This window comes from Pseudomonas sp. Fl4BN1, from assembly GCF_009908285.1.
In the GTDB taxonomy this organism is placed as follows: Bacteria; Pseudomonadota; Gammaproteobacteria; order Pseudomonadales; family Pseudomonadaceae; genus Aquipseudomonas.
The window spans coordinates 97808-123853 of the sequence record NZ_JAAARM010000021.1 but is presented as its reverse complement, the minus strand read 5'-3'; the positions used below and the strand labels follow the sequence as shown (position 1 = coordinate 123853).

The following is a 26046-nucleotide window of genomic DNA, read 5'->3' as shown; positions in this document are numbered from 1 at the left end:
TCAGCTCGAAACCGGTAAGCCCATTCCCGAAGATGTGGCTGCCAAGCGAGCCGAAGCGAGGCTCGTCATCGACGCGCAGTGAACCAGCTGTAAGCCCCATGAGCCCGCCATTGAGCGGGATTTTTTTGCTTAGGGGAAATCCCCCATCACCGATCATTCCTAAGCCCGCCGAGTGCGGGTTTTTTGTGCCTGGAGAAAAACGAATGCCAATCACCGAGCAGCAGTTGCTGCAGATCCTCCCGAACGCCCGCCCTGTCGCGGGCGTTTTTGTACCTGCGCTCAACCGCGCCATGGCTCGATTCAAGATCGACAGTCGCGTGCGCCAGGCTGCGTTTCTGGCTCAGGTCGGGCACGAGTCTGGCCATCTTCGGCGCATGGTTGAAAACCTGAACTACAGCGCCCCGGGTTTGGCTTCTACCTGGCCCGGGCGGTATCGCGCCGCCGACGGCAATCCGAACACCAGGGCCCTGGGTTTGGCCCGTCGCCCTGAGGCGATCGCAAACGACACTTACGCCGGTCGCAACGGCAACACCCAGCAGGGCGATGGCTGGCGATTTCGTGGCCGTGGCCTGCTGCAGGTCACCGGTCGTGCGAACTACCGCGCTGCTGGCCTTGGTCTGGGCCTTCCTCTGGAGGCCGAGCCCGAGCTGCTGGAGCAGGCTGAGCAAGCGTCTCTGTCCGCCGCCTGGTGGTGGGCCACCCACGGCTTGAACGAGTTCGCCGATGCCGGGCGCATCCAGGACATCGGCAGCATCATCAACACCGGGCAGCCGGGCCGGGTGCCGAACGGCGCGGCTGATCGCAAGGCCCTCTATGACCTGGCGCTGAAGGTGCTGGCGTGAGTGCCACGGCGTTGCGTCTGGTGTTGGCCATCCTGCTGCTCGCCGTTGGCGCAGGCACCGCATGGCAGGTGCAGGACTGGCGCTACGGCAAGCAGCTTGCTGATCAGTCCCGGGCGTACGGAGAAGAGCGCGAGGCGTCCGCTGCCGCTGTCATTAAGTGGCAGGGTGAGGAGCAGGATCGGCGCCGAGCGCTCGAGGATCGACTCGTTGCCCAGGACCAAACCCACTACAAGGAATTGACTGATGAACAGAAAAAGCAGGCTCGCCTGCGTGACCGTCTTGCTACTGCTGATGTCCGGCTGTCAGTCCTACTCAACGCCGCCCCGAGTGGTGGCGTTGGGTTGCCAGCCGATGCCAGCACCTGCAGTGTGGTTCATGGGGGAGCGCGAGCCGAACTTGACCCAGCGCATGCTCAACGAATTGTCGCCATCACCGGTGACGGTGACCAAGGACTGATTGCGCTACGGGCGTGCCAAGCGTATGCAAAGGAAGTGTCTGCCACAAAGTAAAAGGGCGACCAGCCTGGATGCGTCAACATCCATATACGGCAGAACAGTTGTCATTGGAGTCTTTTAAGAAAATTCTGAATGTTGGGGAATTGAGAGGATTCTCCTTCTCAAGATGCGAGGTAAGTTCGATCATCAAGGAGTCTTCGACTGATATGAGTGCGCCTCTCAGGCGCAAACTGATGAATAAATTCAACCTGTATGCACTCCTGTTCCTCCCCCTGGTCACTGTGTCGAACGTTAGTGCCGCACCCTTCGAACCGTATGACGAAATGTTAGACCTAGGCCCACTGCACAACGATAATCGTGGGTCGAACTGGGCTAGCGCCGTCAGTGCCGACGGCAGCACCGTCGTGGGACAGGCTGACACCGAGGACAGCAATAGTCGGGCCTTTCGCTGGAATTCCGCCCTGGGTGCAATGCAGGACCTAGGCACACTGCGCAACGATAATCGTGGGTGGAGTGGCGCTAGCGCCGTCAGTGCCGATGGCAGCACCGTCGTGGGACTGGCTGATACCGAGGACGGCCCTATCCGAGCCTTTCGCTGGAACTCCGCCCTGGGTGCCATGCAGGACCTAGGCACACTGCGCAACGATAATCGTGGGTGGAGTGGCGCTAGCGCCGTCAGTGCCGATGGCAGCACCGTCGTGGGGGGGGCTGATACCGAGGACGGCAATAGCCGAGCCTTTCGCTGGAACTCCGCCCTGGGTGCAATGCAGGACCTAGGCACACTGCGCAACGATAATCGTGGGTGGAGTGGCGCTAGCGCCGTCAGTGCCGATGGCAGCACCGTCGTGGGGATCGCTGATACCGAGGACAACTCTCGGCGAGCTTTTCGTTGGACCGAGGCGCTCAACGCCATGCAAGATTTAGGCTCGCTGCGCAACGATAATCTTGGGTCGAGCTCGGCTAGCGCCGTCAGTGCCGATGGCAGCACCGTCGTGGGGGGGGCTGATACCGAGGACGGCAATAGCCGAGCCTTTCGCTGGAACTCCGCCCTGGGTGCCATGCAGGACCTAGGCTCGTTGCGCAACGATAATCGTGGGTGGAGTAGCGCTAGCGCCGTCAGTGCCGATGGCAGCACCGTCGTGGGGAGCGCTGATACCGAGGACAACTCTCGGCGAGCTTTTCGCTGGACCGAGGCGCTCAATGCCATGCAAGATTTAGGCTCGCTGCGCAACGATAACCTTGGGTACACTTGGGCTGCCGCCGTCAGTGCCGACGGCAGCACCGTCGTGGGGACTGCCAACACCGAGGACAGCAATAGTCGGGCCTTTCGCTGGAATTCCGCCCTGGGTGCAATGCAGGACCTAGGCACACTGCGCAACGATAATCGTGGGTGGAGTGGCGCTAGCGCCGTCAGTGCCGATGGCAGCACCGTCGTGGGATATGCCGAAACCGAGGACGGCAATACTCGGGCCTTTATTTATCGGGTCTGGAGCCCGTTTGAGTCTGGAATCATGCAGGACCATATCAACGTCCTGCAGTCCTTTTCCTCGCTGGCGAGCGAAACCGAGCAGGCGGCGGCCCAGCAACAGCTAGCGATGAATCGCCTACTCGGTAACGGTTGTTTTGTCGGCGCTGCTGGCATGAACTGCCTGCGGGTCAGTGGTGTTGTGTCCAATACAGGCTCTGACAACGGCATGGGTCGTACCCACCAAACGCAAGGTCTGTTGACCTTGGGTCATGGCTTGAGTGAAAACGCCACCTTGGGCGTGAGTCTTTCAAGTGGTAGTACACGGTTGCGCGACAGCGGTATCAGTGCCGATACGGCTTTTGGCCTGGGATTGTTGGGCGAGTACAGCGAAGGCGGCTTGGCACGCACCGGTTTGCAGGTCAGTGTGGGCGTAGGGGTTAACACTCAGGACAATGAGCTGACACGTGGCAAGTCATTGAGCAATGTGCAACAACTCAAAGGCTCGGCGGACATGAGCACCGTGGCGGCGCGTGTTGGCCTGGGTTACGGCGTCATGCACAAGAGCGGTTGGCTGATCACTCCGGGGATGGCGTTGGTCCAGCAACGAACCACCCGTGATGGTTATTCGGAAAACCGTGGAGCGATTACCGGTGACTACAAAAAAGCCCGTTTGAATGCGACGGTGGTTGATCTGGGGCTTGATGCGCAAACATCGATCGACAGCGCTTCCCGGGTCAAGTTGGGCATGGGTGTTGAACATGATTTGCATGTTGATCGGATGAGCCTGAATGGCACTACCGATGTGCCCGGCATGGAGTCGTTGAACTATAAAAGTAACCTGGTGCGCAATGATATACGCGCCTACATGACGGCCAACTACAGCTATGACCTGAGTGTGGGCGGTACGCTTTCTACGGGGTTACGAGTAGCTCAAGACGCTTTTTCTGATGCAGGACAGGCGGCAATCTCGGTCGGTTATGAGGTTAAAATCTGAATAGCCACAAGGCGCTCGGATTGCGAGCAGATCGCCCTGTACTCAAGTGCGGGCGAGGTGGCCGAGAAGTGCTGGCCTTAGAACTGGCTGGGAACCCGAGGTTCGAACTGTTCGAGTAGCAGTGCTGGTGCAATGTGCCAGCGGTCCCCGTGTCAGCCTGGTCCACGGACAGCCTGGAGCTCAAAGTGCGGGCGCTTCTGGCAGAGCGCCGGCAGAGGATTGGGTACGAGCGGGTGCTGGTAGCGGCGAACGAGGCGTGCCGCTGATCACTACATGGCCACTACAAATGCTGTCATTAAGCTGGCATAACCGAGCCAAAGCAGCCCATTCAGGCACAAAAAAGGCACTTGCGAGATTCGCTAAGTGCCTGATTTGTATAGCTTGTTTGGTGGAGCCGGGGGGATTTGAACCCCCGTCCGCCAGTACTCCGCTGTCGGTACTACATGCTTAGCCGTGTCTATTGAGTTAACCCTCAGCGACCCGACGGGCAGGGTGCTTTGGGCGAGTTGTGTAAGTTTTAGCCGCTTCGTCCACAACGTACTGCACGGCGATTCTGTTCTATATGACAATCATTTTGGGTTTACAGACATCCCCTGATGATTGCTGGACCCGAAGGTACCAGGGGGGAAGGGCTAAGGCTGCTTACGCAGCGAGAGCGTAATCCCCGTAGGTTTCGTCATTGGCAACTATAGGAAGTTGCAACAGTGGATTTACGAGTTCTGTTACCAACTCGGCATGCACCTAAAGTTTCGCAACCGGCGTCGAATCCTAAACGGCCCCGAACCTGTTGTGCATTACCAACAGGTGGGCGGAGTCTACGCTAACCGAGGCCAGAAGGCCAACCCGAAGGTTGGCCCAATGCATCGGCCTACTGATCGCCCTTGGTGTTGTTCTGCAATTTCTGGATCGCCTGGGTGGTTATGGAGATGCAGTTCTTGGTGCCTTCTTCGGTGCCTTTGGCGTGCTCGGCGGTGGCTTGCTGCACCATGGCGTCGATGTCGCTGCTCAGGTCCGAGCTCATGACTTCGGTGCTGACTTTGGCATCCTTGATCTTTTGCAGGTTGATCTGGCACAGGTCCTCTTGCCCGGCGGCAAACACCGGGGAGGCCAGCATCGCGGCGGTAATGAACAGTCCAGCCAGTGCGGAACGCTTCATGGTTATCTCCTTGATCGCAGGGGCTCGGTGCTGCCGTTCAACGGGGCAGGCTGCCGAGTGGGGCTAAGCCCTTTTTTGCGGGCCTAGAAAATGGACTCTAGCCGTGCGCCGGGGTTCTGTTTTTTTTTGCGATGAAGTGGAGCTGCCGTTATCGGGTTCGAGCCGGCACAAAAAAGGGGCGAAACGCCCCTTGTGATCCCGTCCCTAAGTTCAGGCCACCTTGGCCCGGGTCACCCGATCCACCAGGTACACCAGCCCGTGATAGTCGATCCCACCATGTTGGCTGAGACCGATTTCACAGGTGCGGCTGGTGGAGATGCCTTCGCTGCAATATTGCACCGCATCCTTGAGGCTGCGCAGGGAGTGGGCATTGAGCTCCGGGGTGGTGAAGCCCTTATCGCCGGCGAAGCCACAACAGTGGATGCCTTCGGGGATCACTACGTTGTTGCTGCAACGCCGGGCCAGTTCGATCAGCGCCTGGCTCTCGCCCAGGTGCTGGGTGCTGCAGGTGACGTGTACCGCGATCGGTGCTTCCTGCGGGGTGAACTCCAGGCGCTCCAGCAGGTGGGTGCGGATGAAGCGCACCGGATCGTAGAGGTCCAGGCGCACATCCCCCAGGTCCTGCACCAGGCGCAGGGTGCAGGGGCTGGTGTCGCAGTAGATCGGGTCGAGGCCGCCACGGCTGGCGTGGAGCAGGGCGCCGATCAGTTCCTGGCGCTTGTCCTCGGCCTGGGTCGCGTAGCCCTTGGAGGCGAACGGCTGGCCGCAGCAGAGGTTGTCCAGGTTGTCCGGCAGCACCACCTGGTAGCCGGCCTTTTCCAGCAGGCCGCGGGTTTTTTCGTAGAGCGACGATTGTTCCTTGTCCCCCGCTGCAGGCCCCATGACCCGGGACACACAGGCTGCCAGGTACACCACCCGCGGACGCGAATCGCTCACCGCCGGGCTGAAGCGAATGGCCTTTTCCGGTTGCGGCATGGCGTTGTTCCACTGCGGCACCTGGCCCTTGGACAGGCGCGTCAGGGTCGCCGACAGCTTGCTCAGGCGTGGCGCCCCCAGGAGCATGCGCGCGCCGTTGGCCACGTGCAGGGTGAAGCGCGCGCCCTGCAAGGTGCTGGCGAAGTGCGAGCCGAGCCAGTCGGCGGTGCCGTTGTGGGTGGCGTGTTCACTGCGCAGTTTTTTCACCAGCTCGCCGGTGTTGATGCCCACCGGGCAGCGCTGGGCGCACAGGCCGGTGGCGGCGCAGGTGTCGACGCCCTGGTACTGATAGGCCGCCTCCAGTTCAGTGGTGTCGATGCCGGCGCGTTTGCGCGCCTGGATATCACGCCAGATGACGATGCGCTGGCGCGGGCTCAGGGTCAGCCCCTTGGACGGACACACCGGCTCGCAGAAACCGCACTCGATGCACTTATCCACAATCTCGTCGGCCGCCGGCAGCGGCTTGAGGTGCTTGAGGTGGATCTGCGGGTCTTCGCTGAGCACCACATCCGGGTTGAGGATGGCGTTGGGGTCCAGCAGACGCTTGAGCTGCCACATCAACTGGTAGGCATCGCTGCCCCATTCCAGCTCGACGAAGGGCGCCATGTTGCGTCCGGTGCCGTGCTCGGCCTTCAGTGAGCCGCCGAACTCCACCGCCACCAGTTGCGCCACGTCGTCCATGAACGCCTGGTAGCGGTTCACTTCATCGCTGCTGTTGAAGCCTTGGGTGAAGACGAAGTGCAGGTTGCCCTCCAGAGCGTGGCCGAACAGGATCGCTTCGTCGTAGTGGTGTTTGTCGAACAGCTCGATCAGGCGATTGACGCCGATGGCCAGCTGTTCCACGGGGAAGGTCACGTCTTCGATGATCACCGTGGTGCCGGTCTTGCGCACCGCGCCCACCGCCGGGAAGGTGTCCTTGCGGATCGCCCAGAGCTTGGCGTTTTCCTGCGGGTCTTCGCTGAAATCCACCTGCTTTTCCACCGGGAAGGCGGCCAGGGAATTCATGATCTGCGCCAGTTGTTCGTGCAGCAGCGACGAGGAGGCGGCGCGGGATTCGATCAGCAGCGCGCAGGCATTGGCCGAGAGTTGCTGGACGAAGGCCGGCATGCCGGGCTTGTCCTGCACTGAGCGCAGGCTACGGCGGTCCAGCAGTTCCACCGCCGACACCGGCTGGCTCTTGAGCACGGTCACGGCGTTGCAGCAGGTGTCCACATCGGGAAAGACGATCAGCGCCGAGGCCTTGTTCGGGTGGTCGATCACCGTGTCGTAGGTCACCGCGCTGATAAAGCCCAGGGTGCCCTCGGAACCCACCAGCAGGTGGCTGAGGATGTCCAGTGGCTCGTCGAAATCCACCAGGGCATTGAGGGACAGGCCGGTGGTGTTTTTGAGCCGGTATTTGTGGCGGATCTTCGCTGCCAGTTCGCTGTTGGCGCGGGTGCTGCGGCCCAGTTCGGCCAGGCGCTCCAGCAGTGGGGCATGGCTGGCGCGGAAGGCGGCGACGCTGGCGCTATCTTCGGTGTCCAGGCGGGTGCCATCGGCCAGTACCAGGCGGATGCCGGCCAGGGTGTGATAGGTGTTCTGCGCGGTGCCGCAGCACATGCCGCTGGCATTGTTGGCGACGATGCCGCCGATCTTGCAGGCGTTGATCGAGGCCGGGTCGGGGCCGATCTTGCGTCCGAACGGCGCGAGCCAGGCATTGGCCTGGGCGCCGATCACCCCGGGTTGCAGGCGGATCTGCGTACCCTGGTGGCGAATCTCCTTGCCGTTCCAGTTATCCCCAAGAACGATCAGCACCGAGTCGCTGATGGCCTGCCCGGAAAGGCTGGTGCCCGCGGCGCGGAAGGTCACTGGCACCTGATCACGCTGGGCCAGTTGGAGCAGGGCGACCACTTCATCTTCGGATTCGACACGGATCACCAGCTTGGGAATCAGCCGGTAGAAGCTGGCATCGGTGCCGAAGGCCAGGGTCGAGAGCGGGTCGTCGAAGCGCCGCTCCTGAGGGATCAGTTGCTGGGCGTCACGCAGAAAAGCGGCCGGTAGGCTCATTGGTCCTCCAGGATCAGCACCACCAGGTCTTTCGGGCCGTGGGCGCCGTAAGCCAGGACTTGCTCGATATCAGCGGTCTTCGATGGGCCGGACACCAGCAGCGCGTTGGTCGGCATGCCGGCGGCCCAGTTCATCTGTTGCTGCACCTGATAGAAGTTGTCGCGGATCTCGCTGGCCTTGAGCAGGGCGAAATGCACCGGCGGCACCAGGCTCATCAGCCGCGGCTCTTCCCGGGTTGGCCACATGATCAGGCTGCCGGTGGCGGCGATCGCGCCCAGGGTGCTGGTGAGGCTGGCCGGGGTGTCGTTGAACAGCTCGGCTTTCCATTCTTCCACCGGGCGGTCGTAGGCCTTGAGCGCCGGTAATTGCGGATGCTCGGCCCAGTATTGGGTGACGCGCTGGCCGTGGGGCGTGCTCGGGGCGATCAGCAGGCTGGGCAGCTGGCGCTCCTGCAGCAGGCGGGCCAGCAGCTCTGGCCAGTCGGCGGCGGTGCTCAGGTGGATTTCGGTGTGCACCGCTTCCATCTGTTTGCGCAGCTGTGGGATGCGTTGCTCCGCGCTGTAGGTGTAAGGCTCGGTGACCAGCGCCTCGTCGAAGTTATCCACAATCGGCGTGGTGCCGGTCAGGCTGTTGCGCAGCTTGGCGAGGATCTTGTGTTTGGCGCTCATCAGCGGTCTCCCTGCTTGTCCAGGTGCTCACGGGCCAGGTCATGCAGTGACCGGGCGGCGGGTTTCGGCGCACTGTGGTTCTGGGTCCAGGGGCCGATCTTGCTCGGGGTGAGGGCGCGCAGCCGGGTGGCCGCCAGGGTGAACAGGCGATACAGGGTCGGCGAGCTGTTGAGCCGGGCCCAGGCGTTCCAGATGAAACGCTCCTTGCGCGAATACTTGCTGCCCTGGCCGCGCATCACTTGATGAGGGCTGTCCGGGGCCTTGACGTTCTCTTCCCGCAGGCGCCGCAGCAGCGCCGGGATCGGTATCTTCACCGGGCACACTTCACCGCAAGCGCCGCACAGCGAGGAGGCGCTGGGGTGATCCGGCACCTTGGCCAGGCCCACCATGTGCGGGGTGATGATCTTGCCGATCGGCCCCGGGTAAACCTCGCCGTAGGTGTGGCCGCCGACCCGGGTGTAGACCGGGCAGTGGTTCATGCAGGCACCGCAGCGGATGCAGTTCAGGGTCTGGCGCAGCTCGCTGTCGGCAAAGGCCTGGCTGCGGCCGTTGTCCAGCAGCACCAGGTGCACCTCCCGAGGGCCGTCCAACTCATGTTCCTTGCGCGGGCCGGAGATCATGTTGACGTAGGTGGTGATGGGCTGGCCCAGGGCTGAGCGGGTCAGCAGCGACAGCAAGGGGACCACGTCCCGCAGGTTCTCGACGACTTTCTCGATCCCGGTGACGGCGATGTGCACCGGCGGCACGGTGGTGGACATGCGCCCGTTGCCTTCGTTTTCCACCAGCAGCAGGGTGCCGGTCTCGGCCACGGCGAAGTTGACGCCGGAGACGCCGATGTCGGCTTCGAAGAATTTCTGCCGCAAGACCTTGCGACCGATCTGAATGAGTTGGTCAACGTCCTTGGTGTACTCCACGCCGAGTTTGTCGTGGAACAAGGACGCGACCTGACCGGCATTCTTGTGGATCGCCGGCATAATGATGTGTGAAGGCTTCTCGTGGTCGAGCTGGACGATGAACTCGCCCATGTCCGACTCAAGGCATTCAATGCCTTGTTCAGCGAGGACATGGTTCATTTCCATCTCTTCGCTGACCATCGATTTGCCCTTGATCACTTGCCGCGCCTCGTGAGCGCGGATGATCGAGAGGACGATGCCATTGGCCTCGTCCACCGTTTCCGCCCAGTGCACTGTCACACCGTTGCGGGTCAGGTTCTGTTCCAGGCGCTCGAGCAAGTCGGGCAGCTTGGACAACGCCCGGGCGCGAATCGCGTTGCCCATGGCGCGCAGGTGTTCTCTTTCGTGGGCATCGCTGAACGAAGCCGCACGCTTGGCCATGAGTGAATCCATGGCGCTGCGAAAGTTGTTTCGCAGCTGTTGGTCACCTAGGGCCTGGTGGGCTCGGGTGCGAAAATCGTCCGCCACCGTGGTGGTCGGAATCAGCTCTGGGGTGCTCATTGCGCACCTCCAGTACGTTGCCAGAGGAAGCTCGCCAAGTGCTGGCCGCGCAACGCCTCTTGCTGTTTCTCCAGGGCGCCGTTGATGTTCATCAGGCAGCCGCAGTCGGCACTCAGTACCTGGTGGGCGCCGGATTCCTTCAGCGCACGGGTCTTGTCCGCGACCATGGCGCCGGAGATGTCCGGCATTCGGACGCTGAAAGTCCCGCCAAAGCCACAGCATTCGCTTTCGTGGCTGTGTTCTACCCGTTCCACGTTGCTCAGCTGTGACAGCAGCTCACGGCCGTGCAGGTGGGTGTTCATTTCCCGACGTGCCGAGCAGGAGGTGTGCAGCGCCACCTTGACCGGCGCGCCGCTGTCCTTGAGCTGCACCTTGCACACGTGCAGCAGGAACTCGGCTAGCTCAAAGGTGCGGGCGGCCAGGGCCTGCACCTGTTGCAGCGTTTCGGGCTCGTCCTTGAACAAGTCCGCGTAGTGCTCGCGCAGCATGCCTGCGCAGGAACCCGACGGCACCACCACCGGATAGTCACCGGCAAACAGCGCCAGTTGCGAGCGGGCCACGGTGCGCGCCTGCTCGGTGTAACCCGAGGTGTAGGCCGGTTGTCCGCAGCAGCTTTGCCCTTGCGGGTAGTCCACGCGAATGCCTTCGCGTTCCAGCAGGTGAATCGCATCCATCCCGGCTTCGGGATAGAACAGGTCGACCACGCAGGTGCCGAACAGGTAGACCCGCGACGGCTTCGCGCTGGGGTACTGCCGGGGTTCGGCCAGCGGCGGCGCGACACGGGTCGCATTGGGCACGGCGTTGTAGAAAAGCTCGCTCATCAGGCGTGTCTCCGGGTGGTCCCGGTTATTCGTCCGTTGCGGCGGCTGAAAGATAAACCAGCAAGCTTTCAGCAGCCTTGCAGACCGGGTGGTGAATGACTGACGCCGCGGGTGAGGGCGGCGTCGGTTCCATCGGTGTCGCAGGTGTTGCTTAGTGCACCAGCATGCCGGTGAACCAGTAGGCCTGGGCCAGGGTGATCAGACCGACAATAGTGGCAAAGAACAGACTGTGCTTGAGGGTGAAGCGGAACAGGTCCGATTCCTTGCCCACCAGGCCGGTGGCGGCGCAGGCCACGGCGATCGATTGCGGCGAGATCATCTTGCCGGTCACGCCGCCGCTGGTGTTGGCCGCGACCAGCAAGGTGTCATTGACCCCGATCTGGTGCGCGGTGGTGGCCTGCAGCGAGCTGAACAGGGCGTTGGACGAGGTATCGGAACCGGTGAGGAACACTCCGAGCCAGCCCAGGAACGGCGAGAAGAACGGGAACGCCGCGCCGGTGGCGGCCAGTACCAGGGCCATGGTCGAAGACATGCCCGAGTAGTTGGTGACGAAGGCGAACGCCAGCACCATGCCGATGGACAGGATCGGCCAGCGCAGCTCGTAGAAGGTCTCTTTCAAAGTGGTCAGACCAGTTTTGAAATTGATCTTCAGCACCAGCATGGAGATCAGCGCCGAGAAGAAGATCGCCGTGCCGGTGGCCGAGATCGGGTCGAGCTTGAACACCGCCGGGATCGCGGTCGGGGTGGTGACGATCGGCGCCATCTTGATCACCATCTGGTCCAGGTGCGGGATGGCGAAGTTGAATACCCAGGCGTACATCGAACCGCCGGCGGCGAACATTGCCTTGAAGGGTTTGAGGGTCCAGATGGTCACCAGCACGGTGAGGATCAGGAACGGCGACCAGGCCTTGAAGATCTGGCCCAGGCTGTAGGGCGAGGCCTGGGTCTGGCGTGGCTGGCCGAAGCCCCCGGCGCTGGCGGTGATGGCTACGCCGGAGGTGGCGCCGGCAATCTGCGCACCGGCGGTGCGCTTGGGCTGCCAGATCTTCAGGAACAGAGTCAGGGAGATCAGGCTGGCCAGGGCCGAGGTGATGTCCGGCAGTTCCGGGCCGATGAAGTTCGAGGTGAAGTACTGGGTGACGGCGAAGCTCAGGCCGGCTACCAGCGCGGCTGGCCAGGTTTCTTTGACACCGCGCATGCCGTCCATCATGAACACCAGCCAGAACGGCACGAACAGCGACAGCAGCGGTAGCTGGCGGCCGGTCATGGCGCCGATCTTGAAGGCGTCGATGCCGGTTACCTGGCCGGCGACGATGATCGGAATCCCCAGGGCGCCGAAGGCCACGGGCGCGGTGTTGGCGATCAGGCACAGGCCGGCGGCGTACAGCGGGTTGAAGCCCAGGCCCACCAGCAGGGCGGCGGTGATCGCCACCGGTGCGCCAAAGCCTGCCGCACCTTCGAGGAAGGCGCCGAAGCAGAAGCCGATCAGCAGCACCTGCAGGCGTTGGTCGTCGGTGATCGACAGCACCGAGCTGCGGATGATTTCGAACTGGCCGCTCTTCACGGTCAGCTTGTAAAGGAAAACGGCGGCGACAATGATCCAGGCGATGGGCCACAGACCGTAGGCAAATCCATAGCCAGCGGCAGCGAAGGCCATGTCGACGGGCATCTGGAAGGCGAAGATCGCCACCAGGATCGATAAGGCCAGGGTGATACTCCCGGCGACGTGTCCTTTGAGGCGGAACACGGCCAGAGCCAGGAAGAAGAACACGATCGGAATGACGGCGGCGAGGGCGGACAAGCCGAGGCTGCCAAGCGGGCTATAGAGCTGTTGCCAGGTTTGCATAATGGGGTGGCCCCTAATTGTTGTTGGTCAGGCACTGCTAGCGTATTGGTTAATTGGTAAGACCAATTTACAATCACTGTTGGCTAGGGTAAAAGCCTTGTGCTCGGTGTGTCAATTTGCCGCCCTAAAACTTTTGTCGAATGCGCTATGGCGCGGGCATCTGATCGGTGCAAATGGCCGCGTTCTGCTAGGTGTTGGCGCACGGTGAATAGGCCAGAATAGAGCCCCCCGGCGAAGGGTCGGGAGGGTGGAGAGTGAGTTATGGGGTTTGATCAGATACGCCAGCGCCGTTTGTCCGACGATATCGTCGAGCGTCTGGAAGGGATGATTCTCGAAGGCACTTTGACGGCCGGCGAACGGCTGCCCGCTGAGCGCGCCTTGGCCGAGCAATTTGGTGTCTCCCGGCCCTCATTGCGCGAGGCGATCCAGAAACTCACGGCCAAGGGGCTGCTGATCAGCCGCCAGGGCGGTGGCAACTATGTGGTGGAGTCCCTGGGCTCGACTTTCAGTGATCCGTTGCTGCACCTGTTGGAAAACAACACCGATGCCCAGCGCGATCTGCTGGAGTTCCGCCATACCCTGGAGGCGTCTTGCGCTTATTACGCGGCGTTGCGGGCGACGGCGGTGGACCGTGAGCGGTTGACTCAAGCCTTCGAGGAACTGCAGGACTGCTACTCCCGCTCGGACGATGCCAGCCGCAGTGAAGAGGGTGCAGCGGATGCCAAGTTTCACCTGGCGATTGCCGAGGCCAGCCACAACGCTGTGCTGCTGCACACCATTCGCGGGCTGTTCGACCTGCTCAAGCGCAACGTGGTGACCAACATCGGCGGCATGTACAAGCAGCGCACGGAAACCCGCGACATGCTGATCAGCCAGCACCGCGACCTGTACCAGGCGATCATCGAAGGACGAGCCGAAGAGGCGCGGGAAATCTCCAGCCGCCACATTCTCTATGTGCAGGAAGTGCTCGAAGAAGTGCGTCAGGAAGTGCAGCGAGTGGCCCGGGCTGAACGGCGCAAGGGCATGTAATGCAAATCGCCGGCAAGCCGGCTCCTACTTGGGTGTTGTAGGAGCCGGTTTGCCGGCGAAAGCGACCTCAAGGCAGGAAGATCAGTCTTCCTTGCCCTTGGTTCGCACCGCACGCTGCAGTTCGCGATCGGAATCGCGCTCGCGTTCGGTATGGCGCTTGTCGTATTCCTTCTTGCCCTTGCCCAGTGCGATTTCACACTTGATCAGGTGCTTGCTCCAGTAGAGCGAAAGGCACACGCAGGCGTAACCCTTCTGCTGCACGGCGGCAAACAGCTTCTCCAGCTCACGCTGGTTGAGCAGCAGCTTGCGCGAGCGCGTCGGGTCGGCGATGACGTGGGTGCTGGCGGTGGTCAATGGCGTGAAGTGGCTGCCGAGCAACCAGGCTTCGCCGTCCTTGAGCAGCACATAACTGTCGACCAGTTGTGCCTTGCCTGCACGCAGACTCTTTACTTCCCAGCCGGCCAGGACCATGCCAGCCTCGAACCGATGTTCGATGAAGTAATCGTGCCGCGCCTTTTTATTTTGCGCGATGGTCCCTGTTGGGTGTTTCTTCTGTTTAGCCATAGGGGCGGCATTATAGGGAGTTGCGAGCGCGTCGGCTACGGTGAAGCAGCGTGCTTGAGCAGGTTGATTGAATCCCGGACAATGCGCGCTCTTTTTTTCGGTTGGGCGTGTTAACGATGTCGACAGACAGGGTCTCTGTCCACGGCGGCTGGGCAAGCCGCTGGGTCTTTATACTCGCTGCAACTGGTTCGGCCGTGGGCCTGGGGAGCATCTGGAAATTCCCCTACATGGTCGGCGTCTATGGTGGTGGTGCCTTTGTCCTGGTGTTTCTGGCGTGCATTGCGCTGATCGGGTTGCCGGTGATGCTGGCAGAAACCCTGATCGGACGGCGTGCGCGGCAAAGTCCGGCGAATGCCTTGAAGGTGCTGGCACTGGAGGCTGGGCATTCGGCCAAGTGGTCCTGGGGTGCCTTTGCCGGAATGATCACGGCGCTGCTGATTCTCTCCTTCTATAGCGTGGTGGGTGGCTGGTCCCTGGACTACATCATCGATATGGGGCGGGGCGACTTTCAGGGTGTCTCGGCGGATCAGGTAGGGGCTTACTTTTCTGCGGTGACTTCAGATCCCTGGCGCCTGACTCTATGGCACACGCTATTCATGCTGTTGTCGGCACTGGTAATTGCCAAGGGTGTGGTCGCCGGGCTTGAGCGCAGCCTGCGGATCATGATGCCACTGCTGTTCGTGATGTTGCTGGTGCTGCTGGGATACAGCATGACCACCGGCCACTTCGTGCAGGGGCTGCACTTCATGTTCGATTTCAGCCAGGAGCAATTGCTGGATGGGTTGTTGCCGGCCATGGGGCATGCGTTCTTTTCCCTTAGCGTGGGTGTCGGCTCGATCATGATCTACGGCGCTTATATGCCCAAGCACGCATCTCTGTCCGGTACGGTGGTGGCGGTAGCACTGCTGGATACCTTCGTGTCCCTGGTGGCGGGGATGGCGTTGTTTCCTATTGTGTTTGCGGCAGGCTTGAGTCCCAGCGAAGGGCCGGGGCTGATGTTTATCAGCTTGCCATTTGCCTTCGGGAATATGGCGTTCGGCCAGCTTATGGGCGTAGTGTTCTTTATCCTGGTGGCGATTGCTGCATGGAGCTCGGCTATCTCGCTGTTGGAACCGATGGTGGCTTATCTCGTCGAGAGGACTAAAATCCGCCGCGGCTGGGTAACTTTCTGGCTGGCATTCAGTTGCTGGTTCGTGGGGTTGGGAACGGTTTTTTCCTTCAATATCTGGCAGCAGGCCAAGTTTTTCGTGAACGATGGCGGCGTTTTCCACCTCTACCAGTGGGGCGCGGCGGGCGGTCTGGATTTCTTTGGTGTGATCGACTTTTTCACCTCGCGGATCATGTTGCCTCTTGGCGGTTTGTGCTTCGTGGTATTTGCAGGTTGGGTGATGGGCCGTGAGGCGGTTCGTGATGAGCTGTCGTTGCGTCGTCCGCTGATATTCGCCCTGACCATGTTTTTGATGCGCTATGTGGCGCCCGTCGGCATTCTTGTGGTGTTTGCCGCCCAGTTGTGGAAATAAAGCTCACATGACGACCCATATTCAACGCTCGGCCCTTCTGCCCTATCCGGCGCAGTTCCTCTATGACCTGGTCAACGATGTGGCCCGGTATCCGGAGTTTCTTCCTTGGTGTTCTTCTGCGCAGGTGCTGGAAAGCAGCGAAGAGCAGATGCGCGCGAGCCTGGCAGTGGCCAAGGGTGGAATGAGCCAGCGTTTTGTTACCCGCAATATCCTGGTGCCAGGGCATTCGATCGAGATGAATCTGGAAGAGGGGCCGTTCAATCAATTGCACGGTGTGTGGGTGTTCAAGCCATTGGGGGAGAAGGCCTGCAAGATCAGTCTTGATCTGTCCTTCGATTACGCTGGGCCTTTGGTGCGTGCCACATTGGGGCCGCTGTTCAATCAGGCGGCGAATACCCTGATGGACGCATTCTGCCAGAGGGCCAAGCAACTGCATGGCTGAGTCCCTGATAACGATCGAAGTGGTTTACGCTGCGGTTGATCGTCAGTTGCTGCTCAAGGTGGATGTGCCTGATGGTGTAACTCTGCGCACGGCGTTGCTGGCTTCTTCTATAGAGGAGCAGTTCCCGGAGTTGGATCTGGCGAGTTGTCCGGTAGGGATCTTCGGCAAGCAGATCATTGATCCTGAGCGGCATGTGATTCAGGCGGGGGATCGGATCGAAATCTATCGTCCGCTGTTGGCTGATCCAAAAGAGGTACGACGTTTGCGGGCACTTAAGGCTGCTGAGGCGCGTAAGCGAGAACAGTGATTTTTTGTGACAAACAATAAAAAACCCGGGCATGCCCGGGCTTTTTTATGTCGGCAGAAATTATTCTGGCGAAGTGTCCAGTGGTTCAGGTGTTGGTACCGGAACGGTTTTGACGCCGTCCACATCCTTCTGAATCTGGTCGAGCAGAGAGCCTGGTTTGGCTGGCTTCTCGGCTTTTGGTTTTTCGACGTTCTGGGCAGGCGCGGTGACGGTGTTGGCGCTGTCCTTGCCTAGCAAGGCTTCGTCGCGACTTACACCCGGCATGAAGTCGCCGGCCAGGCTGACCAATTGGTCGTTGCCGTTGAAGATCACGCTGACGCGTTCCTGTTGGCGTTCACCGCCACCAGGTTGCAGGCTGTACAGATAATCCCAGCGATCGGCGTGGAACGTGTCGGTCAACAGGGGGTTGCCCATGATAAACCTTACTTGTCGTCGGGTCATTCCCGGACGCAACTGGTCTATCATGTCCTGCGTGACGACATTGCCCTGCTGGATGTCGATTTTGTAAACCCCGGGGAATGAACAACCGGCGAGTGCGAGCAGTCCCACGAAGGTGAAACTGGTTAGCAAGAGCTTGGTGTTTTGCATCGGTGGGCGACTTCCACTATCTTGGCTGGGACAACGTAAACCCCGATCATACCCGCATTAAGAGAAGCTGCGAAGCAGCATCGGCGAGAAAGCTGACCATGGTTGAAAATAGCGAACTACGTAAAGCCGGCCTTAAAGTGACTCTGCCACGGGTCAAAATTCTACAAATGCTCGATTCCACTGAGCAGCGGCACATGAGCGCTGAAGATGTTTACAAGGCGCTGATGGAAGCTGGCGAGGATGTGGGTCTGGCCACGGTTTACCGTGTACTGACTCAATTCGAGGCTGCCGGTTTAGTGGTGCGCCATAACTTTGATGGCGGTCACGCGGTATTCGAGCTGGCGGATGGCGGTCACCACGACCATATGGTCAACGTGGAGTCTGGTGAAGTGATCGAGTTCTTCGACGAAGAAATCGAAAAGCTTCAGAAGGCGATTGTCGAAAAGCACGGTTTCGAGTTGGTGGATCACAATCTTGTACTGTATGTGCGCAAGAAGAAGTAAGCCTCTCAAGCGACTTTCCTGGTCGTGAAACGATCGAAGGCGACCTCAGGGTCGCCTTCGTGTTTTCTATATAAAAGAAGCGCTCAAGATTCAGGCCTTGGTGGTCACCACCATTTTTTTGGCGTGGGCCAGCGACTCCTTGGTCAAGTCGATACCGCCGAGCATTCGGGCAACTTCCTCGACTCTTTCGTTCTTGCCCAGCTTGGAAACCGCGGTATGTGTCGCATTGCTGCCGCGCACCTTGTGTACGAACAGGTGCTGGTGTCCCTGGGCGGCGACTTGGGGCAGGTGAGTGACGGTCAGTACTTGGCCGCGCTCTCCCAGGCGGCGCAACAGTTGGCCGACGATCTCCGCGGTAGGGCCGCCAATCCCTACATCGACTTCGTCGAATACCAGGGTTGGAACCCTAGAGGTCTGTGCGGTGATGACCTGGATCGCCAGGCTGATACGTGACAGTTCGCCACCCGAGGCAACTTTGGCCAGGGCCTTGAGGGGTTGGCCAGGGTTGGCGCTGACCAGTAATTCGACTTGCTCCAGGCCGTTGGGCAGCAACTCATCGCTGGTGTTGGCATGTAACTCGATGGTGAAACGGCCACCAGGCATGCCCAGGCGCTGAATTTCCAGCTCGACCAGGTTGGCCAGGCTAGTTGCCGCCTGTTGGCGCAGTAGGCTCAGGTCCTTGGCTTTCTCGTGGTAATGCCGGGCGAACGACTGCAGTTCCTCGCCGAGACGCTCGATGGATTCGTCGTTGGCGTCCAGGCTCTCGATCTCGTCCAGCAGGGTTTGCTGCATTGCAGCCAGTTCGAAGGGTTGGATGCGATGTTTGCGCGCCAGTGTGTAGATGGAGTCCAGGCGCTCTTCGAGTTGCTGCAGGCGTGCCGGGTCGGCGTCAAAGTGATCAAGGAAGCGGTTCAATTCGCCGACTGCTTCCTCCACCTGGATTTGCGCGCTGGCCAGTAGGTTGGTGGCTTCGCCCAGCGAGCCCGATGAGTTGCCGATACTGGATAAACGGTTGAGGCTGACGGTCAGGGCGTTGAGGACATTGCCTGAATCACTTTCACTGCATTGCTCCACCACTTGGCGGCAGATGCCCAGCAAGGCCTCGGCATTGGTCAGGTTCTTGTGTTCCTGCTCCAGCTCCTCAAGTTCGTTTTCCCCCAGTCCGAGGTTTTCCAGTTCCTCCAGCTGATAGCTGAGCAACTGATGCCTGGCCCTCTGCTCATCGCCGGAATTGGACAAGCGCTCGAGTTCCAGGCGGGTCTGGCGCCAGCGTTGGGCGGCTAGCTGTACCTGGCGGGCAAGATCGGTGGCGCCGGCATACTCATCCAGCAGGCGCCGATGGGTATCGGTCTTCAGCAGTGACTGGTGCTCGTGCTGGCTGTGGATATCGATCAGTAGTTCGCCCAGCGCTTTGAGGTCTCCAAGCGGGCAGGGCGTACCGTTGATATAACCGCGCGAGCGACCTTCGGTAGTGATGAGCCGGCGCAGGATGCAGGGGCCGTCGTTGTCCAGGTCGCGCTCGGCTAGCCAGGCACGAGCTTCCGGAATATCCGCCAGATCGAATGTGGCGAGGATGTCGGCCTTGTCCGCTCCTGGCCGTACCACGCCGCTGTCGGCGCGATCGCCCAGGGTCAGGCCGAGCGCGTCGAGCATGATCGACTTGCCGGCGCCGGTCTCACCGGTAATAACGCTCATCCCTCGATCCAGTTCCAGATCCAGGTGTTCGACGATGGCGTAATTGTGTACGGACAGGTGCACCAGCATTAAGGCCGCTCCCAAACTGAATGTCTGGTTATTTATACAGTGTTTTGTTTCGGGCTGACAATGCTTTCCCTTAGCTCGATTGGCTTGGTCATTTTGATTGTTTAGTGCGTTCGGGAATGGCCGTGGGCGGGTTTTCTTGGGTCGGAATGACTTTTGCGGCGGCTTCGGACTTGAACCGTGAAAATGCGACCCCATATAGCTGGACAGAAGAGTGAGCCTGGCTCACAGACGTTATTGAAAGGAGAATTTCATGGCTGACGAACAGACGCTGGATACGCAAAATCTAGACGCCAATCAGGCTCCCGACGCTTCGGGTGAAGACCTGGTGGCTCGTGTACAAGTGCTCGAAGAGCAACTGGCTGGTGCGCAGGATCAGGCTTTGCGTGTTGCGGCTGATCTGCAGAACGTCCGCCGTCGCGCCGAGCAGGATGTAGAAAAGGCTCACAAGTTTGCTCTCGAGAAGTTTGCCGGTGACCTGTTGCCGGTGATCGATAGCCTGGAGCGTGGTCTGGAGTTGTCCAATCCGGATGACGAGAGCATCCGTCCGATGCGTGAAGGTATCGAGCTGACCTTGAAGATGTTCCACGACACGCTCAAGCGTTATCAATTGGAAAGCATTGATCCTCACGGTGAACCCTTCAACGCTGAACAGCATCAGGCCATGGCCATGCAGGAAAGCGCGGATGTGGAGCCGAATAGTGTTCTTAAGGTGTTCCAGAAGGGCTACCAGCTCAATGGTCGCCTGCTGCGCCCGGCCATGGTCGTGGTCAGCAAGGTTCCTGCACCGGTTTCGCCTTCGATTGACGAAAAGGCTTGAAAACGGCTGTAGAGCCCCCATTTATCAGTCAAGCGTTTAAGTGCTACCGCAGTTTGCCACCACAACTGCGGCATCCAAATCCAAAGTTTCGGGAGAGCTAACATGGGCAAGATTATCGGTATTGACTTGGGGACCACCAACTCGTGCGTCTCCATTCTTGAAAACGGCAACGTAAAAGTCATCGAAAACGCCGAAGGCACTCGTACCACCCCGTCGATCATTGCGTACGCCAACGATGGCGAGATTCTGGTAGGTCAGTCGGCCAAGCGTCAGGCTGTCACCAACCCGCACAACACCCTGTACGCGGTAAAGCGTCTGATCGGTCGTCGTTTTGACGAAGAAGTTGTGCAGAAAGATATCCAGATGGTCCCTTACAAGATCGTCAAGGCTGACAACAGCGACGCCTGGGTAGAAGTGAACGGCCAGAAAATGTCGCCGCCACAAATCTCGGCTGAAATTCTGAAGAAGATGAAGAAGACCGCCGAAGACTACCTCGGCGAGCCAGTGACTGAAGCGGTGATCACCGTTCCGGCCTACTTCAACGACAGCCAGCGCCAAGCGACCAAGGACGCCGGCCGCATTGCTGGTCTGGACGTGAAACGTATCATCAACGAGCCAACCGCGGCTGCTCTGGCTTACGGCATGGACAAGGCCAAGGGCGATCACACCGTGATCGTTTATGACCTGGGCGGCGGTACTTTCGACGTTTCCGTGATCGAGATTGCTGAAGTGGACGGCGAGCACCAGTTCGAAGTGCTGGCTACCAACGGTGACACCTTCCTGGGTGGTGAAGACTTCGATATTCGTCTGATCGACTACCTCGTGGAAGAGTTCAAGAAAGAAAGCGGCATGAACCTCAAGGGTGACCCGCTGGCGATGCAGCGCCTGAAAGAAGCTGCTGAGAAAGCCAAGATCGAGCTGTCCTCCAGCTTGCAGACCGACGTGAACCTGCCGTACATCACTGCAGACGCCACTGGTCCTAAGCACTTGAACGTGAAAATTTCTCGCGCCAAGTTGGAAGCTCTGGTTGAAGATCTGGTTCAGCGCACCATCGAGCCTTGCCGCATCGCTCTGAAAGACTCCGGTATCGACGTTGGCGCGATCAACGATGTGATCCTGGTCGGCGGTCAGACCCGTATGCCACTGGTTCAGAAGTTGGTGACCGAGTTCTTCGGTAAAGAAGCACGCAAAGACGTTAACCCGGATGAGGCAGTTGCCATGGGCGCTGCTATCCAAGGCGCGGTTCTGGCAGGTGACGTGAAAGACGTTCTGCTGCTGGACGTTAGCCCGCTGACCCTCGGTATCGAAACCATGGGTGGCGTGATGACCGCGCTGATCGAGAAAAACACCACGATTCCTACCAAGAAATCGCAAGTGTTCTCGACTGCCGATGACAATCAGGGCGCTGTAACCATTCACGTGCTGCAAGGTGAGCGTAAGCAAGCCGGTCAGAACAAGTCCTTGGGCAAGTTCGACCTGGCTGAGATCCCACCAGCTCCACGTGGCGTGCCACAAATCGAAGTGACCTTTGATATCGACGCCAACGGCATTCTGCACGTAGGTGCCAAAGACAAGGCCACCGGCAAGACTCAGTCCATTGTGATCAAGGCCAACTCCGGTCTGTCCGAGGAAGAGATTCAGCAGATGATTCGTGATGCTGAAACCAACGCTGACGAAGACCGCAAGTTCGAAGAGCTGGCCACTGCCCGTAACCAGGGTGATGCGCTGGTGCACTCGACTCGCAAGATGGTGGCTGACGCCGGTGACAAAGTGACCGCCGAAGAGAAGACCGCTATCGAGGCTGCTGTAGTTGCCCTGGAAGCTGCCATCAAAGGCGACGACAAGGCTGCCATCGAAGCCAAGGTCGAAGAGCTGTCGAAAGTTTCGGCTCCGGTTGCCCAGAAGATGTACGCCGAACAGGCTCAGCCTGCAGAAGGCGCGGCGCCTCACGCCGAGTCTGCTGAAAAAGCCGACGACGTTGTCGACGCCGAGTTCGAAGAAGTAAAAGACCACAAGTAATGGCTTGTTGGTCGGCCGGTTGACTGCCTTAAGGCGGTGACTGGTAGGATGTCGCCGCGCGGGAGCTTGCTCCCGCGTTGGCGTGTCTGGCGTCAGCGAATTTATGACGGCGTACAAGCTTCGTTTGTGCGCAGGCGGTCGGGTCGGAGAAGCTCCTGCTTTTCGACTGTGATGATCGCAATTGTCGGCCTGTAACCGGGTTGGCTATCCAAGACCAGGATCGTTGAATTGACGTGAGTTGGGTCCGGGCCTGTATTGGGGCTCAGCGAGTTTGGCAGAGCTCAGGAGGGTTTGCCGGACGTCCTTAAGAGTGCAAAGACTTATGGCAAAGCGTGACTATTACGAAATATTGGGTGTGGAGCGTGGTACCAGCGAGGCGGAGCTGAAAAAGGCTTATCGTCGCCTGGCGATGAAGCACCACCCGGATCGTAATCCCGGCGACAAAGCGTCGGAAGATATGTTTAAAGAGGCCAACGAGGCCTACGAAGTGCTGTCCGATTCCAGTAAGCGTGCAGCTTATGACCAGTACGGTCATGCCGGTGTCGATCCGAGCATGGGTGGTGGCGGTGCCGGTTTTGGTGGTCAGAATTTCTCCGATATCTTCGGCGATGTATTCAGTGATTTCTTTGGTGGTGGTCGCGGTGGTTCCCGTGGCGGCGCGCAGCGCGGCAGCGATCTGCGTTACACCCTGGAGCTGAATCTGGAAGAGGCGGTACGTGGCACCACGGTGAATATCCGTGTGCCGACACTGGTCAATTGCAAGCCGTGCGATGGTTCGGGTGCCAAGAAGGGCTCGTCGCCTGTCACTTGCCCGACCTGTGGCGGTATTGGTCAGGTTCGTATGCAGCAAGGCTTCTTCTCGGTGCAGCAGACCTGTCCGCGTTGCCATGGCCAGGGCAAGATCATTTCCGATCCGTGCGAGTCGTGCAACGGCGAAGGTCGGGTCGAAGAGTACAAGACACTATCGGTAAAAGTGCCGGCGGGTGTTGATACCGGTGACCGCATTCGTCTGTCCGGTGAAGGTGAGGCAGGGGCCCAGGGCGGTCCGACTGGCGACCTGTATGTAGTGATCAACGTACGTGAACACTCGATCTTCCAGCGTGATGGCAAGCATCTGTTCTGTGAAGTGCCTATCAGCTTCGTCGATGCTGCCTTGGGTGGTGAGTTGGAGATTCCGACCCTGGATGGTCGGGTCAAGCTGAAGATTCCCGAGGGGACGCAGACTGGCAAGCAGTTCCGGGTCCGTGGCAAGGGTGTTGCGCCGGTGCGTGGCGGTGGTGCCGGCGACCTGATGTGCCGTGTAGCGGTGGAGACGCCAGTGAATCTGAGTCGTCGTCAGCGCGAGCTGCTGGAAGAGTTGCGTGGTTCGCTGGAAGGTGACAATTCGCACTCGCCGAAAACCACTGGCTGGTTCGAGGGCGTCAAGCGCTTCTTTGGCGACCTGTAAGGAGTAGTGCATGCGACGTATAGCTGTGATGGGTGCCGCAGGGCGCATGGGCAAGACCTTGGTCGAGGCCGTGCAGCTGCGTTCGCCGCTCTCCGGGTTGACGGCGGCAATCGTACGGCCCGGCAGTTCGCTGGTGGGTGCGGATGCAGGCGAGCTGGCATCCCTGGGTCGTCTTGGCGTGTCGATGTCCGATAGCCTGGAAAAGGTCGTCGATGAATTCGATGTGCTGATCGACTTTACCTTGCCGGAAGTGATGCTCAAGAACTTGACGTTCTGCCGCAAGGCGGGCAAGGCCATGGTGATTGGCACTACGGGGCTGGGCACCAAGGAAAAGCAGTTGCTGGAAGAGGCGGGCAAGGAGATTCCAATCGTCTTCGCTGCCAATTTCAGTGTTGGGGTCAACCTGTCGCTGAAGCTGCTGGATATGGCTGCACGGGTGTTGGGTGATGATGCGGATATTGAAATCATCGAGGCCCATCACCGGCACAAGATCGATGCGCCGTCGGGTACCGCTCTGCGCATGGGCGAGGTGATTGCCAGTGCTCTGGGGCGTGACCTGCAGCAGGTTGCAGTCTACGGTCGTGAAGGTCATACCGGGGCGCGCGAGCGTGAAACCATTGGTTTCGCCACTGTGCGTGGTGGCGATGTGGTGGGCGATCACACGGTGCTGTTCGCCACTGAGGGTGAGCGTCTGGAGATTACCCACAAGGCCTCCAGTCGCATGACCTTTGCCAAGGGGGCGGTACGTGCCGCCCTGTGGCTGGACGGTCGTGAGGCAGGTCTTTACGACATGCAGGATGTGCTTGACCTGCGTTGAGATGCATCTGAAGTGGGGTTGAGGTTGTACTTCGGCCCTGCTTCAAGCCGCTAAGCGATGTTCTGTCGCATTCCTCTGCCTTTAAGGCTCATTAGCGGTGGACCGAAAAAGCCTTTTTCTGTAAGCTACAGCTTTAGTGTGTCCACTAAAAGCGCGCAGATAATTCGATGAAGAAGCGGGGTGACGTGTCTATACGTCATTCCGCTTTTTTGCAACCTGCGATCGCCCTTTCAGGCTCTATTTACGGGAGGTCTTCTTGACTAAGCCAGCCATACTCGCCCTTGCTGATGGCAGCATCTTTCGCGGCGAAGCCATTGGAGCCGACGGTCAAACCGTTGGTGAGGTGGTGTTTAACACCGCAATGACCGGCTATCAGGAAATCCTTACTGATCCTTCCTACGCCCAGCAGATCGTTACCCTGACTTATCCACACATCGGCAACACCGGCACCACGCCGGAAGATGCCGAGTCCGACCGCGTCTGGTCGGCTGGCCTGGTCATTCGTGATCTGCCCCTGGTGGCCAGTAACTGGCGTAACACGATGTCCCTGTCCGATTACCTGAAAGCCAACAATGTGGTGGCGATCGCCGGTATCGATACTCGCCGCCTGACCCGCATTCTGCGAGAGAAAGGTGCTCAGAACGGCTGCATCATGGCCGGTGACAACATTTCCGAAGAAGCAGCGATTGCCGCGGCACGCGCCTTCCCGGGCTTGAAAGGCATGGACCTGGCGAAAGTCGTCAGCACCCAGAAAAGCTACGAATGGCGTTCGACGGTTTGGGACTTGAAGACCGATAGCCATGCGACGATCGAGGCTTCGGAGCTGCCGTACCACGTTGTCGCTTATGACTACGGGGTCAAACTGAACATCCTGCGAATGCTGGTAGAGCGTGGCTGCCGTGTCACTGTGGTGCCTGCCCAGACGCCGGCGAGCGATGTCCTGGCGCTCAATCCTGATGGTGTGTTCCTGTCCAACGGTCCTGGTGATCCGGAGCCTTGCGACTACGCGATCAAGGCGATCAAGGAAGTCCTGGAAACCGAGATTCCGGTATTCGGCATCTGCCTGGGTCACCAACTGCTGGCCCTCGCTTCGGGCGCCAAGACCCTGAAAATGGGGCACGGCCACCACGGTGCCAACCACCCGGTCCAGGATCTGGATACCGGCGTGGTCATGATCACCAGTCAGAACCACGGTTTTGCGGTGGATGAAGCCACGCTGCCAGGCAATGTCCGGGCGATCCACAAGTCGCTGTTCGACGGCACCTTGCAAGGTATCGAGCGTACCGACAAGAGCGCGTTCAGCTTCCAGGGCCACCCTGAAGCCAGCCCGGGCCCGAACGATGTGGCGCCGCTGTTCGACCGCTTCATCAACGAGATGGCCAAGCGACGCTAAGCGTTCGCCTTGAAAGTGTAGCGAGCAGCGCTTGAGGGCGACCCCGGAAATCCGGTGGAGTCCCCTCAGGCGCCTCAGAGAATGTTCAAGACGGCTTGCCGACTGACCTGC

The 26046-nt window shown here is 59.8% G+C and carries 24 protein-coding genes, 1 other RNA gene and 1 pseudogene; 14 read left to right on the top strand and 12 right to left on the bottom strand.

Going from position 1 to position 26046, the window contains the following annotated elements; translation table 11 throughout:
• On the bottom strand, positions 1 to 214 hold a 214-nt coding region (locus GV818_RS34265), incomplete at its 3' end, for a hypothetical protein (protein ID WP_218586308.1).
• Here GV818_RS34265 and GV818_RS22400 point away from each other — a divergent pair.
• Entirely contained in the window at positions 204 to 842 is a 639-nt protein-coding gene (locus GV818_RS22400) for a glycoside hydrolase family 19 protein (RefSeq protein WP_161777536.1), read from the top strand. The two genes, GV818_RS34265 and GV818_RS22400, sit on opposite strands and share 11 nt — an antisense overlap.
• Here the strand turns inward: GV818_RS22400 and GV818_RS35105 are convergent.
• Positions 812 to 1069 carry a hypothetical protein gene (locus GV818_RS35105; protein ID WP_372242115.1) on the bottom strand — a complete coding sequence of 86 codons (258 nt, stop codon included), beginning with the start codon at positions 1067 to 1069 and terminating at the stop codon, positions 812 to 814. The genes GV818_RS22400 and GV818_RS35105 overlap by 31 nt on opposite strands.
• A 16-nt stretch (positions 1070 to 1085) precedes the next feature.
• On the opposite strand from GV818_RS35105, the gene GV818_RS35100 reads away from it, so the two are divergent.
• The 3 genes and pseudogenes from GV818_RS35100 to GV818_RS35095 all read left to right on the top strand — a co-directional run bounded on the left by GV818_RS35100 (position 1086) and on the right by GV818_RS35095 (position 4025).
• The gene (locus GV818_RS35100; RefSeq protein WP_372242114.1) at positions 1086 to 1298 is read left to right on the top strand and encodes a hypothetical protein; all 213 of its coding nucleotides are present in this window, start codon (positions 1086 to 1088) and stop codon (positions 1296 to 1298) included.
• Positions 1299 to 1530: 232 nt separating this feature from the next.
• Positions 1531 to 3759 (top strand): autotransporter domain-containing protein, encoded by a 2229-nt coding sequence (locus GV818_RS22390; protein ID WP_161777534.1) that lies wholly within the window; start codon positions 1531 to 1533, stop codon positions 3757 to 3759.
• A gap of 46 nt (positions 3760 to 3805) precedes the next feature.
• Positions 3806 to 4025: pseudogene (locus GV818_RS35095) on the top strand (hypothetical protein).
• A gap of 120 nt (positions 4026 to 4145) precedes the next feature.
• On the opposite strand, the gene ssrA reads toward GV818_RS35095, so the two are convergent.
• The 7 genes from ssrA to GV818_RS22355 all read right to left on the bottom strand — a co-directional run bounded on the left by ssrA (position 4146) and on the right by GV818_RS22355 (position 12725).
• Positions 4146 to 4539, bottom strand: a transfer-messenger RNA (tmRNA) gene (ssrA, locus tag GV818_RS22385).
• An 88-nt stretch (positions 4540 to 4627) separates the two neighbouring features.
• The gene (locus tag GV818_RS22380; protein WP_161777533.1) at positions 4628 to 4915 is read right to left on the bottom strand and encodes a hypothetical protein; all 288 of its coding nucleotides are present in this window, start codon (positions 4913 to 4915) and stop codon (positions 4628 to 4630) included.
• 210 nt (positions 4916 to 5125) lie between these two features.
• Positions 5126 to 7936 carry an FAD-binding and (Fe-S)-binding domain-containing protein gene (locus GV818_RS22375; protein ID WP_161777532.1) on the bottom strand — a complete coding sequence of 937 codons (2811 nt, stop codon included), beginning with the start codon at positions 7934 to 7936 and terminating at the stop codon, positions 5126 to 5128.
• On the bottom strand, positions 7933 to 8604 hold the full coding sequence (locus GV818_RS22370; protein WP_161755776.1) for a LutC/YkgG family protein: 672 nt from the start codon (positions 8602 to 8604) through the stop codon (positions 7933 to 7935). The genes GV818_RS22375 and GV818_RS22370 overlap by 4 nt, the downstream gene beginning before the upstream one ends.
• A complete protein-coding gene (locus tag GV818_RS22365) occupies positions 8604 to 10058 on the bottom strand; it encodes a LutB/LldF family L-lactate oxidation iron-sulfur protein (RefSeq protein WP_161777531.1) in 1455 nt (484 codons plus the stop codon). The genes GV818_RS22370 and GV818_RS22365 overlap by 1 nt, the downstream gene beginning before the upstream one ends.
• Positions 10055 to 10879, bottom strand: a complete 825-nt coding sequence (locus tag GV818_RS22360; RefSeq protein ID WP_161777530.1) for a (Fe-S)-binding protein — start codon at positions 10877 to 10879, stop codon at positions 10055 to 10057. The genes GV818_RS22365 and GV818_RS22360 overlap by 4 nt, the downstream gene beginning before the upstream one ends.
• Before the next feature lie 151 nt (positions 10880 to 11030).
• A complete protein-coding gene (locus GV818_RS22355) occupies positions 11031 to 12725 on the bottom strand; it encodes a lactate permease LctP family transporter (RefSeq protein ID WP_161777529.1) in 1695 nt (564 codons plus the stop codon).
• Between the two features lie 261 nt (positions 12726 to 12986).
• On the opposite strand from GV818_RS22355, the gene GV818_RS22350 reads away from it, so the two are divergent.
• A complete protein-coding gene (locus tag GV818_RS22350; RefSeq protein ID WP_161755768.1) occupies positions 12987 to 13754 on the top strand; it encodes an FCD domain-containing protein in 768 nt (255 codons plus the stop codon).
• A gap of 81 nt (positions 13755 to 13835) precedes the next feature.
• Here GV818_RS22350 and smpB read toward each other — a convergent pair whose 3' ends face one another.
• A complete protein-coding gene (gene smpB / locus GV818_RS22345; RefSeq protein WP_025131431.1) occupies positions 13836 to 14318 on the bottom strand; it encodes an SsrA-binding protein SmpB in 483 nt (160 codons plus the stop codon).
• Positions 14319 to 14434: 116 nt separating this feature from the next.
• Between smpB and GV818_RS22340 the strand changes: the two genes are divergently transcribed.
• From GV818_RS22340 to GV818_RS22330, 3 genes are read left to right on the top strand one after another with little or no spacing between them, the layout of a single operon-like run.
• The gene (locus tag GV818_RS22340) at positions 14435 to 15838 is read left to right on the top strand and encodes a sodium-dependent transporter (RefSeq protein WP_161777540.1); all 1404 of its coding nucleotides are present in this window, start codon (positions 14435 to 14437) and stop codon (positions 15836 to 15838) included.
• Between the two features lie 7 nt (positions 15839 to 15845).
• Positions 15846 to 16280, top strand: a complete 435-nt coding sequence (locus GV818_RS22335; RefSeq protein ID WP_178125061.1) for a type II toxin-antitoxin system RatA family toxin — start codon at positions 15846 to 15848, stop codon at positions 16278 to 16280.
• The gene (locus tag GV818_RS22330) at positions 16273 to 16587 is read left to right on the top strand and encodes an RnfH family protein (RefSeq protein WP_161755766.1); all 315 of its coding nucleotides are present in this window, start codon (positions 16273 to 16275) and stop codon (positions 16585 to 16587) included. The genes GV818_RS22335 and GV818_RS22330 overlap by 8 nt, the downstream gene beginning before the upstream one ends.
• 60 nt (positions 16588 to 16647) lie before the next feature.
• Here the strand turns inward: GV818_RS22330 and GV818_RS22325 are convergent, their stop codons facing one another.
• Positions 16648 to 17175 carry an outer membrane protein assembly factor BamE gene (locus GV818_RS22325; protein ID WP_161755763.1) on the bottom strand — a complete coding sequence of 176 codons (528 nt, stop codon included), beginning with the start codon at positions 17173 to 17175 and terminating at the stop codon, positions 16648 to 16650.
• Positions 17176 to 17273: 98 nt separating this feature from the next.
• Here GV818_RS22325 and fur point away from each other — a divergent pair, with 98 nt between their 5' ends.
• A complete protein-coding gene (fur, locus tag GV818_RS22320) occupies positions 17274 to 17678 on the top strand; it encodes a ferric iron uptake transcriptional regulator (RefSeq protein WP_011059185.1) in 405 nt (134 codons plus the stop codon).
• A 90-nt stretch (positions 17679 to 17768) separates the two neighbouring features.
• On the opposite strand, the gene recN is transcribed toward fur, so the two are convergent.
• A complete protein-coding gene (gene recN / locus GV818_RS22315) occupies positions 17769 to 19442 on the bottom strand; it encodes a DNA repair protein RecN (protein ID WP_161777528.1) in 1674 nt (557 codons plus the stop codon).
• Between the two features lie 250 nt (positions 19443 to 19692).
• On the opposite strand from recN, the gene grpE reads away from it, so the two are divergent.
• The 5 genes from grpE (at position 19693) to carA (ending at position 25935) form a co-directional block, all read left to right on the top strand.
• Positions 19693 to 20259 carry a nucleotide exchange factor GrpE gene (gene grpE / locus GV818_RS22310; RefSeq protein ID WP_161755759.1) on the top strand — a complete coding sequence of 189 codons (567 nt, stop codon included), beginning with the start codon at positions 19693 to 19695 and terminating at the stop codon, positions 20257 to 20259.
• Positions 20260 to 20361: 102 nt separating this feature from the next.
• Entirely contained in the window at positions 20362 to 22278 is a 1917-nt protein-coding gene (gene dnaK / locus GV818_RS22305; protein WP_161755757.1) for a molecular chaperone DnaK, read from the top strand.
• 322 nt (positions 22279 to 22600) lie between these two features.
• Positions 22601 to 23725, top strand: coding sequence for a molecular chaperone DnaJ (gene dnaJ / locus GV818_RS22300; RefSeq protein WP_161755755.1), 1125 nt, complete (start codon positions 22601 to 22603; stop codon positions 23723 to 23725).
• 10 nt (positions 23726 to 23735) lie between these two features.
• Entirely contained in the window at positions 23736 to 24542 is an 807-nt protein-coding gene (gene dapB / locus GV818_RS22295) for a 4-hydroxy-tetrahydrodipicolinate reductase (protein ID WP_161755753.1), read from the top strand.
• A gap of 256 nt (positions 24543 to 24798) precedes the next feature.
• Positions 24799 to 25935 carry a glutamine-hydrolyzing carbamoyl-phosphate synthase small subunit gene (gene carA / locus GV818_RS22290; RefSeq protein WP_161755751.1) on the top strand — a complete coding sequence of 379 codons (1137 nt, stop codon included), beginning with the start codon at positions 24799 to 24801 and terminating at the stop codon, positions 25933 to 25935.
• Positions 25936 to 26046: the final 111 nt, after the last annotated feature.